The organism is Buchnera aphidicola (Chaetogeoica yunlongensis) (assembly GCA_039829965.1).
GTDB lineage: Bacteria > Pseudomonadota > Gammaproteobacteria > Enterobacterales > Enterobacteriaceae > Buchnera_B > Buchnera_B aphidicola_BA.
Genome location: CP139909.1, coordinates 166,252 through 185,365 on the forward strand (window position 1 = coordinate 166,252; position 19,114 = coordinate 185,365).

The following is a 19,114-nucleotide window of genomic DNA, read 5'->3' on the forward strand; positions in this document are numbered from 1 at the left end:
TAAATAAATTTGGAAAATTTTATGATATTTTTGTCTCACGGATTAATTTTAGCGTCAATTCTATTTGTATTAGGTTTTTTATCTTTAGTAATACATAAAAATATACTGTTTATGTTAATTGGTTTAGAAATCATGATTAATGCAGTTGGAATGGCATTAGTCATTGTTGGAAGTTATTGGAACCAGGTTGATGGTCAAATTATGTATATTTTAATTTTGACTGTAGGTGCTGCTGAATCGTCTATTGGTTTAATGTTATTAATTCAATGTTACAAGCGTTTTAAAACATTAAATATTGATAAATTAAGTGAGATGAATGGATGAATATTATTTATTTTGTAATTTTATGTCCATTAATTAGTTGTATAATTTTGTTATTTTTTGATAACTCTTTATCAAAGAAATTAGTGAAACAAATAAGTATTGGATCAATTTTTTTGTCTATGATGATATCGTTTTATAGTATTTTTTATTTTTTTAAACAAGGTCTAAAAGATGTATTTGTTTTTCCGTTGTGGACGTGGATGTCTATGGATAATTTAAAGATAGATTTTAGCTTTTTATTGGATGGATTATCTATAACAATGTTGGTTATGATAACTACTATAGGATTTTTAATACATTTGTTTTCTAGTTGGTATATGAATTTTCAAATTGGATATACACGATTTTTTGCATATATGAATTTATTTATAGCAAGCATGATTTTATTAATTTTAGCTAATAATTTAATTATTATGTATATTGGATGGGAAGGTGTAGGTTTATGTTCGTATTTATTAGTAGGTTTTTATCATAATAAAATTAATGTTAGTTATGCAGCTATGAAAGGTTTTATAATGACTAGGATAGGAGATATATTTTTAATATTATCAATTTTTTTTGTGTATAAAACTTTCGGAACAGTTGATTTTTTAAAATTGAAATATATTTTTCAAACTACTAAAACATTTGAAATGATTCAACTAATAGATTATATTTCTATATTTATGTTAATTGGAGTATTAGCTAAATCCGCTCAAATTCCTTTGTATACTTGGTTAATAGATGCTATGGTCGGGCCTACACCTGCATCTGCATTAATCCATTCTTCTACAATGGTTACTTCTGGTATATATTTAGTTGCAAGGATGAATTTTTTATTTTCTCATTCAGAAATATTGTATTATTTAGGAATCATAGGTAGTGTTACGTTACTTGTTGCTTGCGTTTTAGCATTAGTTCAAAAAAATATTAAACGTATTTTAGCTTATTCTACTATAAGTCAAATAGGGTATATGTTTATTGCTTTATCTATGCAGGAATGGTCATTAGCTATTAATCATTTAGTTACTCATGCTATTTTTAAAACTTTATTGTTTCTTTCAGCTGGTGCTGTGATTATTTTATTAAATCATGAACAAAATATTTTTAAAATGGGTGATTTACAAAAAAAATATCCTATTTTATGTTATTCTTTTTTGTGTGGTGGTGCTTCTTTAGCTTCTTTTCCAATATTGACATCTGGGTTTTATAGTAAAGGTAATATTTTATTTTCTGCTTTAGAAAATAATTATATGTTATTTTTAATATCTGGCTTGTTTGGTTCTTTATTAACTTCTATTTATACATTTAGAATGATTTTTTTAGTTTTTTTTGGAAATAGCAATACATCAAATTTGAATAATCTTGTTTCTTTAAAATCGTATTCTTGTTATTTTCCTCTTGGATTGTTAATTTTTTTTTCTACCTTTATTTTTGCACTAATAAATTTACCTTTGTTGTCAGTGTTTCCTAAAAAAGAGTATTTATTAGTTCATTCTTCTAAGTTTTTATTTGAAATATGTTGTGGTTGTTTATCTGTTTTAGGAGTTTTTATTTCTTATTGTTGTTGGATATTGAATAAAAAATTAGTTGATATATTATTAAGTATTAAATTAGGAAAGTATGTATATGATTTTTTATTGAATTTTAGTTTTTTCGATGGTTTGTATAGATATTTATTTATTGTTCCATATTTATTTATTTCTAAATCATTAAAATCTGATCCTATGAAAAATTTTTTATTGATGTTTGTTAACAAATATTTATCATTAGGTAAAAAATTGAAGTATTTTCATGATGGATATTTGCATTCATATATTTTATTTATAATATTTGGATTTTTCTTAATTTTATTTATAACTATAAATTTAAATAATTAATTTGGTTATAGAAAATATATGTTTTTATATTTTTTATGTGAAATTAATTGTTTTATTTTTTTAAAAGTATTGGTATTTTTAAAATCTATTTAATAAACAGGAATTTAGTTAGCATGTTACTTCCTATTTTGCTTATTATCCCTTTTTTTAGTGGGATACTATGTTTGTTTATGAATAATAAGTATGTAAATTTTTCTTATTATTTATCATTAATTTCTATGACAATTGTATTTATTTTATCTTTAATTTTGTTTTATCAATGTTTTTATATAGATTATTCGAATTCATTGACTCACCACTGGAATGTAGAATATATTATTCCATGGATTTCTAGATTAGGAATTTCTTTTTATTTAGCTGTTGATAGATTATCTATATTAATGCTAAATTTAACTAGCGTTTTAGGATTGATATCTATATTTTGTTCTTTTGATCAAATTAGAAGAAATATAGGGATGTTTTATTTTAGTTTATTGTGGACGATTGGTTCCATGATAGGAATATTTATTTCAATAGATTTATTTTTGTTTTTTTGTTTTTGGGAATTAAGCATTTTACCTATTTATTTCTTAGTTGTTATGTGGGGTTATGGGAATAATAATGAAAAAGTGTGTTTAAAAAGAATTCATTCAGCTAATAAATTTTTTATTTATTCACAAATTTCGGGTTTAATATTGTTATTTTCGATATTAGCATTAGTATATACAAATTATACTTATAATAATTTTTTTACTTTTAATTATGAGATATTATGTAAAGCAAAAATTCCTATTTTATTAGAAAGTTGTATTATGTTTTGTTTTTTTTTAGCGTTTGCAATAAAAATTCCTATTGTTCCTTTTCATGGATGGTTGCCAGATTTTCATGTTTATTCTCCTATAATGGGTTCTGTTGATTTATCTGGAATTTTATTAAAAACTGGAATATATGCTTTAATGCGATTTAATTTACCATTATTTCCTCATGCTACTGTTAGATTTTCTTTTGTAATAATTTGTTTGGGTATTATAACTATTTTTTATGGTATTTTTGTTTCTTATTTTCAAGATAATATTAAGCGGTTTATTGCATACATTTCTATATCACATATGGGGTTTGTGATTATATCTATTTATAGTATTAATCAATTGTCTTATCAAGGTGGTATTTTATTAGTTATTACGTGCAGTTTATCTACTTCTGCATTATTTTTGTTATCTGGTCAGTTATTCAAAAATTTAGGAACTTTTAAGATAAGTAAAATGGGTGGTTTATGGTCTAAATTAAAGTGGATACCAGGATTTTTCTTTTTTTTTATAGTGTCTAATTTTGGAATTCCTGGTACTGGTAATTTTTCTGGTGAATTGATGACTTTAATGGGTTGTTTTAAGTTTTTTCCTGTTATTGTTGGAATACTTTCGATTTCGTTAATATTTTCTGCTTTATGTTCTTTAACGGTAGTACAAAGAATTTATTTTGGTGTTATGAATAAAAATAATCTTGTTTTTATTTCTAATCGGGTAATTGTAAAGAATTTTTTTGTATTTTTGTTCTTATCAATTTTAATACTTATAATTGGATTTTATCCAAAGATAATTTTTGATGTTTCATATTCTTCTTTGTGTAATATTCATGAAATTTTTCATATTTAATTTAATTAAAAGGTATTGATTTACAATGATAAGTTTTATGCAGCAATTAATAGTATTGTATCCATTATTGGTATTAATATTAATTACAATTTTGATGATTTTATTTATTTCGTATAATCGTAATCATTTTTGTGTTTTTTTATTAACTAGTGTGGGTTTGTTAGTTTCTTTTGTTTTTTTATGTATGATTAATAATATTGTTCCAGTTAGTTTTACTTCATTATTTTATATAGATAGGTATTCGTTATTATATATTGGGATTGTGCTTATTTGTAGTTTTGTGACTTGTTTTTTTTTGTATTGTAGTTTATCAAAACATTTATATGATTATGAAGAATTTTATTTATTACTTTTATTTTCTACAATAGGTTGTATATCATTAATTATTTCTAATCACTTTTTTTCTTTTTTTATAGGATTAGAATTAATTTCTTTGTCTTCTATTGGTTTAATTTCATATGCTTATTGGAATAAAAAAGCATTAGAAGCTGCTTTTAAGTATATGTTATTATCTGGTGTGATATCAGCGTGTTTGTTGTTTGGTATGTCTTTAATATATTCTGTTACAGGAAGTTTTGAATTATCTAGTATTATTTATGAATTAGTTATGATGGTAAAGAAATATAATTTTAATATTATTTTATTTTTTGGTTTTAGTTTATTTATTATTTCTGTAGCATCAAAATTATCTATTTTTCCTTTTCATATATGGACTCCAGATGTATATGAAGGGACTTCGTCTAAAACATTAATTTTTTTTTCTACTGCTACTAAAATTGCAATTTTTAGTTTTTTATATAAGATATTTATTATATTAGCATCTTGTCATATAGGAGTTTTTAGTGATTTATTAAATATGATGTCATGTATTTCAATTATTATTGGTAATTTAATGGCTATTCGTCAAACTAGTTTTAGTAGATTGATAGGATATGCATCTATTTCTCAATTTGGATATTTGTTTATTACATTATTCGCATCTAATTATAATATTCAATTATCTTTAGAAGTAGTAGGAATATACTTAATTGGTTATGCTATAGCAAATATTGGAATATTTGGATTAATAAGTGTTTTATCTAGTATATATAGAAAGTGCAATTTAGATTTGATAAATTCTTATACTAGTTTTTTTTGGTATAATCCGATTTTATCTACTATTATGATAATAATGATTATGTCTTTGTCTGGAATTCCTATTACGTTAGGATTTATTGGAAAATTTTATTTAATGTCTTTGGTAGTAAAAGAAAAAATGTGGTTTTTTGGTTTTTTGATTTTAGTAAGTACTGCTATAGGATTATATGCTTACTTAAAAATAATATCAAAATTATTTATTGTTCCTGACAATAAAAACTTTATGAATCGTATAGAAATTTTTTCTCAAAAAAGTGGTATTATATTTTTAATTTTATTTTTAATTTTAATATCAATATTGGCATTAATTTTAGGTATTTTTCCGTATATAATTATAAATTTAGTTTATTTTTTTCAATTTTAATGGTAATAAGAATAGAATTTTTAACTATATTTTTGTTGCATATAAATTTTAATTAAATTCATTTTTTTTTGTCAATATTAATATTAGAATCAGAAAGGTTTTGTAATGGTTGATACTATAGGTACACCTATTTTATGGTGTAGTGTTGGAGTAATAATAATAATTTTATTAGTTATTGATTTTAGTGTACAAAATTTTTTTAAAAGTGAAGATACTTCGACAAAATTAGCTTTAATATTATCTTTATTATGGTTCTTAATAACAATTTTATTCAGTTGTTTTATATGGTTATATACAAAATTTACTTTTAATGAAAATTTAGCAAGTAAGAATTTTTTTGTTTTTTTATCTGGATATTTTTTAGAAAAAAGTTTTTCCATGGATAATATGGCAATTTGGTATATTTTATTTCAATCTTTTTCTATTCCAGTGATTTTTCAAAGAAAAATTTTATTGTATGGAATATTTTTTGCATTAATATTAAGAAGTATTTTAATTTTTTGTGGTATATGGTTATTGTCTAATTGGTCATTTATTTTTTATATACTTGGTATATTTTTGTTTTTTACTGGAGTAAAAATTATTTTTTTAGATAGCAATGGTGATAAACAGAATACTCAAGATATTTTTTTCGTAAAATGGATATATAGAAATTTTCGACTAACTAAAAATTTTTCAGGTAATAAATTTTTTTCTAGAGAAAAAGGGGTATTAGTTGCTACTCCTTTATTTTTAGTGTTGATATTAGTAGAACTGAATGATATAATTTTGTCTCTTGATAGTATTCCAGCTATTTTTTCAATTACTAAAGATCCATTCATTGTAATGACGTCTAGTTTTTTTTCTATGGCGGGTTTACGTTCTGTTTATATTATATTAGTTAATGAGTTACAAAACATTAGTTTTATAAAATATGGAATTGCAGTAATATTAATTTTTATTAGTATAAAAATTTTATTAAAAGAATTATTTGAAATACCAATATCAGTTTCTTTAGCATTTATAATGATTACTTTAATATCTTGTTTTATAGCTGGAAAAATTTTCGTTAAAGTGAAAATATAAATTAATTGATATATTAATTTTTTATATGTACAGTAGTAATGTAATTTTTTTTAAAATAATTTTATTCAATAAGAAATTATATTTATGATTAATAATGGTATTTTTAAATTTCATTCTTTTGGATCTTGGTTGAACTTTTTGAATAATAATTTAGTAAATTATAGCATTGATAATTCTTTAGAACGAATATTATATGTTGCTAAACGATTAGGAATTCTCAAATCTAATGTTTTTTCTATTATAGTTGGTGGCACGAATGGAAAGAGTACAGTATGTTTTATTTTAGAATCGTTATTTTTAGAATTAGGATATCAAGTTGGATTATACACTTCACCACATCTAATTCAATATTGTGAACGTCTTCGTATCAATGGATTAGAATTAGATAATAGTATTCATATAGAATCATTTAGTGATATTAGATATTTTCAAAAAGATATTTTATTAACTCGTTTTGAGTTTATTACTTTATCTTCTTTGCTTATATTTAAAAGTTATAATTTGGATATAATGATTTTAGAAGTAGGTTTAGGTGGTAAATTAGATGCTACTAATATTTTGGATTATGACATTTCTGTTATAACTAATATAGGTTTAGATCATATGAATGTATTAGGTAGAGATCGTAAATCTATTAGTATTCAAAAATCTGGAATATTTAGAAAGAACAAGATTTGTGTTATTGGAGATAAAAATCTTCCTACAGTTTCTAAAAATATTGCTAAAGCACGACAAGTTAAGTTAAAAATAATTGATGAAGATTGGATGTATACAAAGTCACAGTCTAGTTGGAATTTTTTTAGTAAACGTGTAGAATGGTTAAATTTATCGTTACCAAAAATATCTTTAGAAAGTGCTGCCATAGCTTTAATGGTTGTCTTAGAATCTGGAATTAGCATTCAAAAAAAAATTTTTAGGAAAAGTGTTTCTAAAATAAAATTAAAAGGTCGTTTTGAAATTATACATAATGACCCCACTATTATTTTAGATGTTGCTCATAATTATCATGCTGTTTATCATTTGTTTAATAACTTCTTATCTAAAATAAAAGTAAAAGGAAAACTTTATGCAATAGTAGGAATGATGAAGGATAAGGATATACGTAGTACGATGATACCATTGATTTCAATAGTGAATTATTGGTATTGTGTAACATTATGTACTAATCGAAGTGCTACTTCTAAACAAATATTACAGTATTTACCTGTTTCTGTATCTCAGCGTGTTAAAAACATGAACATTGCTTTAAAATCTGTATTAGATAGAATTAAATATTCTGATACAATTTTAGTATTTGGGTCATTTCATGCAGTATTTGAAGCTAGACATTTCTTAATAAAAAATAAAATTTTTAAGGTATAAATTAAATTATAAGAAATATTATTTATTAGAATAATTTATGAATATAATCGATTATATTTCAATAACTATTGTTATTTTTTCAGCTGTAATGAGTTTTTTTAAAGGATTTTTACAAGAATTATCTTCAATATTGATATGGGTGTTAGGTATATATTTATTTTGTAAGTATTATAATTGTTTCTCCATATTTTCTATATATGTACGTAATTTATTTTTACAGTATGTAGTTACTTTTTTAGTATTTTTTATTTTTATCGTAGTGATAAAAAGTTTTTCAAATTATTGTATTTCTATTACTATAGATCAATTTGGAATGTCGTTTCTTAACAAAATATTAGGAATATTTTTTGGAATATTTCGTGGTGTATTAATTTTGTGTATTATAATATTTATATTAAGATTATTTACGAATATTTCTGATAATTATTATTTTAAAAATTCATTTTTTATTCCATATTTTAATTATTTTATTAAATGTATTGTAAAATTTTTTGTTAAAAATATATTTTTTTTAAAAACTAAATATTAATTTAATACAGTTAATTTTAAGTGTTTTTCGTTTAGAAATTTTTAGACTATTTTTAATATAGTTTGTAGTAATGATTTGTTTTTGTAATAGAGATTTTTTAAACATGTTAATTTTTATAAAATATTTTGCGAGTACAATAATATTTATTAGTTTTTTTATAATTTTATTGTATTCGCATGTAAAAATTTTATATATACAAAATATTTTTAGTGTTCAAACATAGCTGAAATAGATTCTTCATTACTAATTCTTCGAATTGCTTCAGCTAGCATTCCTGATAACGTAAGTGTTTTAACTTTAAATAGCATTTTTATTTTTTGAGATAAAGGAATAGTATCACATACTACTACTTCATCAATATGTGAATTTTTTAGGTTTTCTGAGGCATTTCCTGAAAATATTGGATGAGTTGCATACGCAAAAACTCGATTTGCTCCTCTTATTTTTAATGCTTCAGCAGCTTTACATAAAGTATCTCCTGTATCAATCATATCATCTACTAAAATACAATCTCTATTAGATACTTCTCCAATGATGTGCATTACTTGTGATACATTTACATTTGGTCTTCGTTTGTCTATTATAGCCATATCTGTATCATGAAGAAGTTTTGCGATGGCTCGTGCTCGTACAACACCACCTATATCTGGAGAAACTACAATAGGATTTTTTAATTTTTTTTTAAGCATATCTTCTAATAGAATTAGACTCCCGAAGACATTATCTACAGGAACATCAAAGAATCCTTGTATTTGTTCTGCGTGCAAATCTACTGTTAATACTCTATCTATACCAACACTAGAAAAAAAGTCAGCTACTACTTTTGCAGTAATAGGAACACGAGATGATCTTACTCTTCTGTCTTGTCTTGCATATCCGAAATAAGGAATTACTGTTGTGATTCTTCCTGCTGATGCTCTTCTTAGAGCATCTACCATAACTACTAGTTCCATTAAATTATCGTTAGTGGGGTAACAAGTAGATTGAATTATAAAGACATCACTTCCTCGAACGTTTTCATTTATTTGTACGCTTATTTCTCCGTCACTAAATTTTCCAACAGATGCATTTCCTAAATTAATATATAATTTATTAGCAATAGATTTAGCTAATTTTGGAATAGAATTTCCAGAAAATAATTTCATATCAGGCACAAGAAAAACCTCAATAGTGTATAAACATTTTTACGTTTATTTATACTAAAAATTTGCGACTATTTTAATTAATGTTAACATAATTATTTATGTGAAATATAAAATATTATTGTTACAAGGTAAAATTAATTTTGAAAAAGACTTTTTTTGTAATTATAAGATATAAGATGTTAAGATAGATATTGAGTATATATTTTATATAATTAAAAATTTATACATGTTAAAACAATAAAATTTTTAACTTAAAAATTAATTAAATATTAATATAATATTTTTATAATGTGATTTACTATAAATTAGTTGTTTTAGTTGATAGATTTAAAAAAATTTAGGTTTTTGTTATCTAATTATTCCATTATAGATATATATTTTAATGTATATAGAATTATTTTGTATAAAAATTTTTTTAGGAAATGGTAAACTTTTTTTAGTGGTGTTATATGAATATGTTATATTCCAGATTTTTTTTAGATAAATATATTTAATTAATTTAGTATCTTTATTTTTATAAATTTCTTTTATTTTAGATTTTCCAGGCATTTCAAACATCCATTGATTTAAACATGTAAACGGTATATTAAATCCTGTTTCTTGTAGTAGTTCGTTTTCTGATTTTTTATTAAGTTTTATTTTTCCAGTATGATCAAATATTGTTATTTTATTTTTTTTTATGTAGCATTTGAGTGATATTTGTCCTATTGGATTTATTAAGAGTATTAAATAATTATTAGATGAAAATTGTTGTAGATATAATCTTCCAAAAAATTTTATTTTATTAGTAAAATATAGAATAATATATCCTTGAATATAAAATCTTTTAAATTTTTTAAGTTTTTGTGTATTGGATATATGCAAATTATTTTTTTTTAATTCTAAGTTATTAGTTGTGCAGCATGAAGAAGAAAATATGCATAAATTTAAAATTAGTATTTTAGATAAATATTGAAGTTGTGCCATAAGAATTATGTTTTTAAGAAAAATAGTTATAAAATTTTTTATTTAATGTGTAATATATGTTAAAGGTTTTTATGAATAATTTTAGTATTTTAAATATACGTATTGAGTATTTTTTATATAAATTTTTTAAAATTCATCAATATTGAATTAATTATACTATGTTTTTTGTTAAAATATATTTAATTACATGATTATATTTTATTATCAATGAATAAGTATCACAATAATAATTTTTATGTATTATTTAAAATAGTTTTTATTAATTAATAATAGTTAATAATAATTTATAAGTATTTTAAGATAGTAAGTGAGTATTTTAATTGTATTTTTTTAAATTGTTATCAGTTAGTTTATATAAAATAAATTAAATGAATATTATTAAAGGTATGTAGATATTTATAGTTAATGCAAAATAATAGTTGTATTAATTTTGCAAATTAATTGAAGGATATAACTAAAACTTATGAAAAGTTCTGTTATAGAAAAGTTAGAATCTTTGCATAAAAGATATGAAGAAATTGAAAGTATGTTGTCTGATAGTAAAATTATTTCAAATCAAGAAGAATTTTGTAAATTATCTAAAGAATATTTAAGATTAACTAATATTAATAGTTGTTATATGAAGTGGAAAAAAAGTACAAATGATATTAAATCAATTAAATTATTAATGTTGGATAATGAATTACGTGACATAGCTGAAGAAGAGTTTAAGATTATTTCAGCTAAAATAGAAAAATTAGAAACTAAGATAAATTCTTTATTGTTACCGTTAGATTTTAATGATGTAAAAGGTTGTTTTATTGAAATTAGAGCGGCAACAGGAGGTGATGAAGCAGCTATTTTTTCAGGGGATTTGCTTCGTATGTATGTTAGATATTCTGAATTTTATAATTGGAAAACGGAAATTATTAATAGTACGTATGGAATTAAAGGAGGTTATAAAGATGTCATTGTAAAAATCATTGGAAAATATTCGTATGGAAGATTAAAATTTGAATCTGGTGGTCATAGAGTTCAGAGAGTTCCCAAGACAGAATCTCAAGGTAGAATTCATACTTCAACTTGTACAGTAGCTGTTATTCCTGTAATTCCAGAAAAAGAAGTCAAACAAATAAATATGAGTGATTTAAAAATTGATACATTTAAGTCATCCGGAGCTGGAGGACAACATGTCAATACAACAGATTCAGCGATTAGAATTACACATATTCCTACAGGTCAAGTAGTAGAATGCCAAGATGAGAGGTCACAACATAAAAATAAGGCTAAAGCACTTTCTGTATTAATTTCTAGACTTCATGCATTAGAATTATGCAGTCGTCGTGAGAAAAATGCTCTTATTCGACGTGATTTATTAGGTACCGGTGTGAGATCTGATAGAAATAGAACTTATAATTTTTCAAAAAACAGAGTAACTGATCATAGAATTAATTTAGTTGTATATTGTTTAGAAGAAGTATTAAATGGCAAGTTAGATGTATTAATTGAACCTATTATTCGCAATCATAATGCAGAACTTTTATCTAATATATCAAATATTGAATTATTATGAACATTCAAAATTGGTTAGAATGTGCTAAAAAAAAATTAAAAAAAATTAGTTTAAGTCCTAATTTAGATGCAGAAATTTTATTAAGTTATGTATTAAATAAAAGTAGAACGTGGATAATTGGATATAATTTTTCTGTGTTGACTAATTATCACATGGATAAACTAAATTATTTATTAGGTAGAAGAATAAGTGGAGAACCTATTGCATATTTAATTAAAAAAAAAGAATTTTGGTCTTATTCTTTTTTAGTTACACATAATACTTTAATACCTAGGTTAGATACTGAGATTTTAGTGGAAAATGCTTTATTTTATTTAGAAAGTTTTAAAAATGCAAAAATATTAGATTTAGGAACTGGATGTGGTTGTATCGCTATTTCATTAGCTATTGAAAGACCTGATTGTAAGATAACTGGTATAGATTATAATTTTCAATCAATCAATGTTGCTAAAAAAAATGCTAAAAGATTTAAAGTAAAAAATGTTCGTTTTTTATATAGTTTTTGGTTTTCTAAAATTAATTGTGTATTTGATATGATTGTTTGTAATCCTCCTTATATTGGTTTTCATGAAATTAAAGATTTAAGAAAAGAAGTTTTATTTGAACCACTATCAGCTTTAGTATCTTCTAAGTGTGGTTTGGAATCTATTATTTATATTATAAAATTTTCTAAGAAATATTTATGTTCTAGAGGATGGTTATTAGTTGAACATGGTTGGAAACAAAAAAATTCAGTTCAGAAATTATTTTATAAATATAATTTTATTAACATAATTACATATCAAGATTATTGTGGTAATGATCGCATAACAGTAGGACAAACTTATTAAAATGATAATTTTATTTTTAAAATATATTAATTTATTAAATGGTTTTATTTTGTTGTATTAATGTATAAATTTAAATTAATTTTATCAAATTATGTTATGTTAGTATTTAAAATAAAATTTTATTTTGTTATTGGAAATATTATGAAACGTGCATTAGATTTTGATTTTTCGGAATTATCATTATTTGAATCTATTTGTTCTGCTTCTAAATTTATTCGAAGTGATTTTCCTGTAAAATATGTAGTTCAGAAATTAGAATCTATGATAAAAGAAACACAAGATGTCATTATGTCTGAACAAGACACTTATTTTAAATTAAAACGGTTAATAAAATTATTTTATAGAGATTGGAAATTTGAATGTGCTTGTGGAGTATATAAATTATCTGACACTTTATGGTTAGATTATGTATTAAATACTTGTCATGGAACAGCTGTTTCATTAGGAATAATATTTTTATATCTTGCTAAAAAGTTTAATCTAAATGTTGAACCGGTAATTTTTCCAACACAGTTAATTTTAAGTTCTCATGATTTGCAAGGTAATGTGTGGTTTATTAATCCTTTAAATGGAGAAACTTTAAATAAACGTATTTTACGTGTTTGGTTACAAGGAAGTGTTAGTCCTACAGCAGAACTATATGATAATTATTTAAGTAAAGCAAAATCATTAGACGTAGTTAGAAAAATGTTAGATATCTTAAAAATTGCTTTAATGGAAGAAAAAAATATGGAATTGGCATTAAATGTAAGTAATTTATTATTAAAGATTAATCCAAAAGATCCTTATGAAATTCGTGATCGAGGATTAATTTATGCACAGTTAGAATGCAATCATGTAGCTTTAGCTGATTTGATATATTTTATTAAGCATTGTCCTGAAGATCCTATTAGTGAAATATTGAAAATACAAGTACATTCTATGGAACAAAAAACGACTATTTTACATTAGTAAAAAAATGTTTGTTTTTAAAAAAAAATTGTTGTGCTTAAAAAACAGTGTTTATTAGTTTTATAACTTTTTTGAAAATACAATTTAAGATAATAAAATTTAGATATTTTTCAGAAAAATTTTTTATTTTTATTTTTTATGTATTATATATTTATGAACATTGTTTGATTGTTATAAGTTTAATTATTTTTTTAAAGAAATTTATTTTTTTGATGATAAATAGTATATTACTCTTTTTTTAATTTATTTATTTATAATATAAAACTTAGTTGCTTATTGGTATTTTTATTTTTTATTTAAAAGTAAAGGTATATAAGATATTAAGTTTAGAGAGAGTTATATTTTCAGAATATATTTTAAATAAATATGATTATTAAATATTTTTTTAAATAGCGTGTAATAAAATTTAATATTTAATTACAAATTAAAAAATTTTATATAAGGGATACGTATTGAATAAGTTAATATTAGTATTAAACTTTGGTAGTTCTTCTTTAAAATTTTCAGTAATTAGCAATAAAAATTATTTTATAAAATTAAAAGGAATAATTGAATTTTCTAATTTTGAAAAAACAAAAATATCCTGGAAAATTTTTGAAAAAGATTATAATAGTACTATATATAAAAATTTTTCGTATGAAGATGCATTGAATTTTCTTTTAGTAAACATTTTAAAAAAACAACCAGAAATTTTTTTTAACATTGATTGTATTGGACATAGAATTGTACATGGCGGTAGAGAGATTAAAACGTCTGTATTAATCACAAACAAAATACTTGAATATATTAAAGATGCGTGTAAATTTTCGCCATTACATAATCCTATTAATTTATTGGGTATTAAAGCATCTTTTAATATTTTTCCTAATTTAAAGAAAAAAAATGTAGCTGTTTTCGATACTTCTTTTCATAGTTACATTTCTAAAGTAGCTTATTTATATGCTATTCCATATGAATTTTATACAAAATATGGTATTAAGAAATATGGTGCTCATGGAATTAGTTGTCAATATTCTATGTATCGTTCTTCTAAAATTTTAGATATTAAGATACCAGATTTAAATTTAATTATTTGTCATTTAGGTAGTGGTGCATCTGTATCTGTGGTAAAAAAGGGTGTATGTATTGATACATCAATGGGATTAACTCCTTTAGAAGGATTGGTAATGGGAACAAGAAGTGGTGATATTGATCCATCAATTATATTTTTTATGCATCAAGAATTGAAGTTAAGTATGAATGAAATAAGTAATATTATAATTTATAAGTCTGGTTTATTTGGTTTAAGTGGAATTAGTAATGATTGTCGTGATTTAGAAAATAAATATGGTTATGATTCTAGATCAAAGTTAGCTATAGATGTATTTTGTTATCGTTTATTAAAATATATTAGTTTTTATATTTCTTTAGTATCAGGTAAACTAAATGCTATTGTATTTACTGGAGGTATTGGAGAAAATTCCGACTTAATTCGTACTATAATTATTTCTAAATTGTCTTTTTTAGGTTTTAAATTAGATGTTAAAAAAAATTTGTTAGTGCGTTTTGGAAAAGAAGGATTTATTAATGAAGTCAATACTATTCCTATATTAGTGATTCCTTCGAATGAAGATTTAGTTATAGCTAGAGAATCTTTTTCTGTTATTAAAAAACTTTTTAAGGACGAGATAAGTAAGTAATATTTTATTCATTGTGTAATTTAAGGAGAGATTTATGACAAAACGAGTGATAATGTTAATTCCATTAGGGAAAAATATTGGATTAACAACTGTAAGTTTAGGATTAATTGAATCATTGCATCAAAAAAAAGTGGTTGTTAGATTTTTAAAATCTTTAGTTGAAAACTTTAATATTAAAAATGTGGATATTGATGATACTTCTAAAATTATAAGAGATGCTAATTTTGTTGATTATATTGATCCGTTTATAGCTGATATAAATAGCAATTATTCTTTATCACAAAATAGACAAAAAATTATAGATTATGTTTTATCAAAAATATTTGATAAAAATATTAAATATGATGTATTGTTAATTGAAGGAATAAATATTAGACCTGAAAATTTTTTGGTTTTTAGTGAAATTAATTATGATATTGCTAAAAGTCTTAATGCAGAAATTATTTTTTTTTGTTCTTTAGAAAAAAATAATTTTTTTAACACTAATAATGTAATTAATATTATTAATAGGGTATTTAGAAAAGATACAAATTTAAATATAAAAGGAATAATTGTAAATGAAATAATGGTTAATCAAATGAATAATCTTATATCTTTTAATTTATTTGATATTTTTCAATTTACAGACAAAAGAATACGTTCAGATTTTTTTCATCACAAACTTTTATTTGAAAAAAATAATATAAAAATATTAGGATGTATTCCATGGTTTAATAAATTAATACAGCCTTTAGTTAAAGATGTATGTTGTAAGTATTTAAATGCGAATATAATTCAGTATTCATCTGTAGATTTTAAGTATATCAAAAAATTTTTTATATATGATGAAAATGAAATTTTTGATCGTACAATTAACTTAGATTATTCTTTAATAATTGTATCAAATGTATTTAGTAGTTCTAAAATTAAAATTTTATTTAATTATATAAAAAATAATAGTTTAATTAGTGCTGTTCTATTGACTAGTTTTTCTAATTCTAATAAACGATATAATGATATTATGAGTATATTTAAAAAATTAGATTTTACTATATATATTACTTCAGATAATATTTTAACTGTAATTTCATTATTATATAAATTTAATTTTAAATGTTCTAATAGTATTGATAGATTAAATATGATTAGAAATTATATACCTAAGTACATTGATATAAATTGGATTAGATTTACTAAATCTGTTGATTTTTTTGTAAAATATAAATATCCTACTCCACCTTTATTTATATACTCTTTAAAAAAGTTAGCAAAAAAATCTATGAAACATATTCTTCTTCCAGAGGGAAATGAATTACGAATTATTAAGGCAGCATCTATTTGTGCGAGTAGTAATTTAGCTTATTGTACTTTATTAGGGAATCCTAGTGAAATTAGAAATATAGCTATATCTAATAATATTGTTTTAAATTCCAATGTAACTATTTTGGATCCAAAATTAATTAGGAAAAATTATGTAGAACGTTTATTATATTTAAGAAAAAAAAATAATATAACTACTTTTCAAGCTAACGAATTAGTAAAAGATGATTCTATTTTATCTACTTTATTATTAGAAGCACAAGAAGTGGATGGTGTAGTGTCTGGATCTGTAAATACTACTTCTAGTACTATTCTTCCAGCGCTGCAATTAATAAAAACATCTAAAAATTCTTCTTTGATATCTTCTGTTTTTTTTATGTTGTTGCCAGATCATGTAGTATTGTATTCGGATTGCGCTATAAATATTAATCCTACTGCTATTCAATTATCAGAAATAGCAATTCAATCTTCTAATACTGCGAGTTTATTTGGAATAGAATCTAAAATTGCAATGTTATCTTATTCTACAGGAAGCTCTGGTTTGGGTAGTTCTGTAGATAAAGTAAAAAATGCAACAGAGATAACTAGACTATCTAGACCTGATTTAGTAATTGATGGTCCAATACAATATGATGCAGCTGTCAGTGAGATTGTATCTAAACTTAAATGTTCAAACTCTTTTATTTCTGGTAAAGCAACAATTTTTATATTTCCGGATCTTGATGCTGGTAATATTACTTATAAAGCTGTTCAACGTTCTACTGGAGTTATAGCTATTGGACCAATTCTTCAGGGAATAAATAGACCAGTTAATGATTTATCTAGAGGTTCATCAGTTCAAGATATAATTTATACTATTGCAGTTACAGCAGTTCAATCTGGATCTAATATAATATAAAATAAAAATTATGAAAAATATATTTACTAAAATTTAATATGTGAATTTTTAATGTTAATGAAAATTATTTAGTAGAATATTTGATATATTAAGTAGTAATATGTGTTTTATTTTAAAAATTTACTAAAATATTTCCATTAGCTATACAACAACATGGGAAAATTTCACCAGGTTTGTAAGAGGCTAATGGTAAGTTTTTATTGTAAATAATTTTCCCTTTTAATAATTGAATTCTACATGTTCCACAATAACCTTGTCTGCATTCTGAATTTATAAAAATATTGTGTATTTCAAATATAGTAATTAAAGCTATATTTGTTTTTTTATAGTAAATGACGTTATTTTTATTTAAAATTTTAATTTTTGAAAAACACATATATATTTATTTATAGTTTAAATTTTTTAAAATCAGAACTATCAAATTCTGAATTAATTTGTCCAACTAGATATGAACTGACAGCTATTTCTTGAGGCGCTACTTGAACATTGTCTGATATTAGCCATGAATTAATCCATGGAATTGGGTTAGATGTAATTTTAAATGGTAATGGTAGTCCTATTGCTTTCATACGAATATTTGTAATATATTCGATATATTGAGATAGTATTTCTTGATTTAAACCCAACATAGATCCGTTTTGAAATAAGTATTTAGCCCATGTTTTTTCTTGATTAGCAACTCTAATGAATAAATTATAACATTCTTCTGAACAGTCTTTTGTTATTTCTGACATGTTTTCATTATTTTTGTCGTTTTGTAAAATATTTAAAATATGTTGGGTGCTTGTTAAGTGTAATGCTTCATCTCTTGCAATTAATCGAATTATTTTAGCATTTCCTTCCATTTTTTCTCTTTCAGCAAATGCAAAAGAACAAGCAAAACTAACATAAAATCTAATAGCTTCTAATGCGTTTACGCTAATTAAACATAGATATAATTTTTTTTTTAACTCGTATAAATTCACATTTATTTTTTTTCCATTGAGGTTATGATATCCTGAACCAAATAGATGCCAATAACTAGTGATTTCTATGAGATCATCATAGTATTTTGAGATATCTTTTGCTCGATTTGCTATATTTTTATTATTGATAATATCATCAAATACTAAAGAAGGTGTATTTATAATATTTCTAATAATATGAGTGTATGATCTAGAGTGTATAGTTTCTGAAAATGACCAAGTTTCTATCCATGTTTCTAACTCTGGTAATGAAACAATAGGAAGCAATGCAATATTTGGACTTCTTCCTTGAATGGAATCTAATAGTGTTTGATATTTTAAATTACTAATAAAAATATGTTTTTCATTTTCTGGAAGATTCTGAAAATCTATAAAATCTCTTGATAAATCTACTTCTTCAGGTCTCCAAAAAAAGGATAGTTGTTTTTCGATTAATTTTTCAAATATTTCATATTTTTGTTGATCATATCTTGAAATATTAACAGATTGTCCAAAAAACATAGGTTCTGACAGTTGATCATTTTTATTTTTAGAGAATGTAGTGTAAGCCATATGTAT

At 22.7% G+C, this 19,114-nt stretch carries 16 protein-coding genes; 12 read left to right on the forward strand and 4 right to left on the reverse strand.

Annotated elements, in window-relative coordinates; genetic code table 11:
- Nucleotides 1–21: 21 nt before the first annotated feature.
- From nuoK to UAR70_00790, 7 genes are all read left to right on the forward strand, one after another.
- The gene (nuoK, locus tag UAR70_00760) at nt 22–324 is read left to right on the forward strand and encodes an NADH-quinone oxidoreductase subunit NuoK (GenBank protein ID XBC39878.1); all 303 of its coding nucleotides are present in this window, start codon (nt 22–24) and stop codon (nt 322–324) included.
- Entirely contained in the window at nt 321–2,183 is a 1,863-nt protein-coding gene (nuoL, locus tag UAR70_00765; GenBank protein XBC39879.1) for an NADH-quinone oxidoreductase subunit L, read from the forward strand. The genes nuoK and nuoL overlap by 4 nt, the downstream gene beginning before the upstream one ends.
- A 113-nt stretch (nt 2,184–2,296) precedes the next feature.
- Nucleotides 2,297–3,814, forward strand: coding sequence for an NADH-quinone oxidoreductase subunit M (locus UAR70_00770; protein ID XBC39880.1), 1,518 nt, complete (start codon nt 2,297–2,299; stop codon nt 3,812–3,814).
- A 25-nt stretch (nt 3,815–3,839) separates the two neighbouring features.
- Complete coding sequence (locus tag UAR70_00775) at nt 3,840–5,315, forward strand: NADH-quinone oxidoreductase subunit N (GenBank protein ID XBC39881.1); 1,476 nt, start codon at nt 3,840–3,842, stop codon at nt 5,313–5,315.
- 105 nt (nt 5,316–5,420) lie between these two features.
- On the forward strand, nt 5,421–6,380 hold the full coding sequence (locus UAR70_00780; GenBank protein ID XBC39882.1) for a TerC/Alx family metal homeostasis membrane protein: 960 nt from the start codon (nt 5,421–5,423) through the stop codon (nt 6,378–6,380).
- A gap of 84 nt (nt 6,381–6,464) precedes the next feature.
- Entirely contained in the window at nt 6,465–7,742 is a 1,278-nt protein-coding gene (gene folC / locus UAR70_00785) for a bifunctional tetrahydrofolate synthase/dihydrofolate synthase (protein XBC39883.1), read from the forward strand.
- 37 nt (nt 7,743–7,779) lie between these two features.
- Nucleotides 7,780–8,271 (forward strand): CvpA family protein, encoded by a 492-nt coding sequence (locus UAR70_00790; protein ID XBC39884.1) that lies wholly within the window; start codon nt 7,780–7,782, stop codon nt 8,269–8,271.
- A 206-nt stretch (nt 8,272–8,477) separates the two neighbouring features.
- Here the strand turns inward: UAR70_00790 and UAR70_00795 are convergent, their stop codons facing one another.
- Together UAR70_00795 and lolB are read right to left on the reverse strand one after the other, a co-directional pair.
- Nucleotides 8,478–9,425: a ribose-phosphate pyrophosphokinase gene (locus tag UAR70_00795; protein XBC39885.1), complete on the reverse strand. Its 948-nt coding sequence runs from the start codon at nt 9,423–9,425 to the stop codon at nt 8,478–8,480.
- Nucleotides 9,426–9,764: 339 nt separating this feature from the next.
- The gene (gene lolB, locus UAR70_00800) at nt 9,765–10,382 is read right to left on the reverse strand and encodes a lipoprotein insertase outer membrane protein LolB (protein XBC39886.1); all 618 of its coding nucleotides are present in this window, start codon (nt 10,380–10,382) and stop codon (nt 9,765–9,767) included.
- 463 nt (nt 10,383–10,845) lie between these two features.
- On the opposite strand from lolB, the gene prfA reads away from it, so the two are divergent.
- From prfA to pta, 5 genes are all read left to right on the forward strand, one after another.
- Nucleotides 10,846–11,934 carry a peptide chain release factor 1 gene (gene prfA, locus UAR70_00805; protein ID XBC39887.1) on the forward strand — a complete coding sequence of 363 codons (1,089 nt, stop codon included), beginning with the start codon at nt 10,846–10,848 and terminating at the stop codon, nt 11,932–11,934.
- A complete protein-coding gene (gene prmC / locus UAR70_00810; protein XBC39888.1) occupies nt 11,931–12,764 on the forward strand; it encodes a peptide chain release factor N(5)-glutamine methyltransferase in 834 nt (277 codons plus the stop codon). Before prfA ends, prmC begins: the two co-directional genes overlap by 4 nt.
- A 141-nt stretch (nt 12,765–12,905) precedes the next feature.
- A complete protein-coding gene (gene sirB1 / locus UAR70_00815; protein XBC39889.1) occupies nt 12,906–13,715 on the forward strand; it encodes an invasion regulator SirB1 in 810 nt (269 codons plus the stop codon).
- A 452-nt stretch (nt 13,716–14,167) separates the two neighbouring features.
- Complete coding sequence (locus UAR70_00820; protein XBC39890.1) at nt 14,168–15,394, forward strand: acetate kinase; 1,227 nt, start codon at nt 14,168–14,170, stop codon at nt 15,392–15,394.
- 34 nt (nt 15,395–15,428) lie between these two features.
- Nucleotides 15,429–17,591: a phosphate acetyltransferase gene (gene pta, locus UAR70_00825; protein XBC39891.1), complete on the forward strand. Its 2,163-nt coding sequence runs from the start codon at nt 15,429–15,431 to the stop codon at nt 17,589–17,591.
- 112 nt (nt 17,592–17,703) lie between these two features.
- On the opposite strand, the gene yfaE is transcribed toward pta, so the two are convergent.
- Nucleotides 17,704–17,967 carry a class I ribonucleotide reductase maintenance protein YfaE gene (gene yfaE, locus UAR70_00830; protein ID XBC39892.1) on the reverse strand — a complete coding sequence of 88 codons (264 nt, stop codon included), beginning with the start codon at nt 17,965–17,967 and terminating at the stop codon, nt 17,704–17,706.
- A 10-nt stretch (nt 17,968–17,977) separates the two neighbouring features.
- A complete protein-coding gene (gene nrdB / locus UAR70_00835) occupies nt 17,978–19,108 on the reverse strand; it encodes a class Ia ribonucleoside-diphosphate reductase subunit beta (GenBank protein ID XBC39893.1) in 1,131 nt (376 codons plus the stop codon).
- Nucleotides 19,109–19,114: the final 6 nt, after the last annotated feature.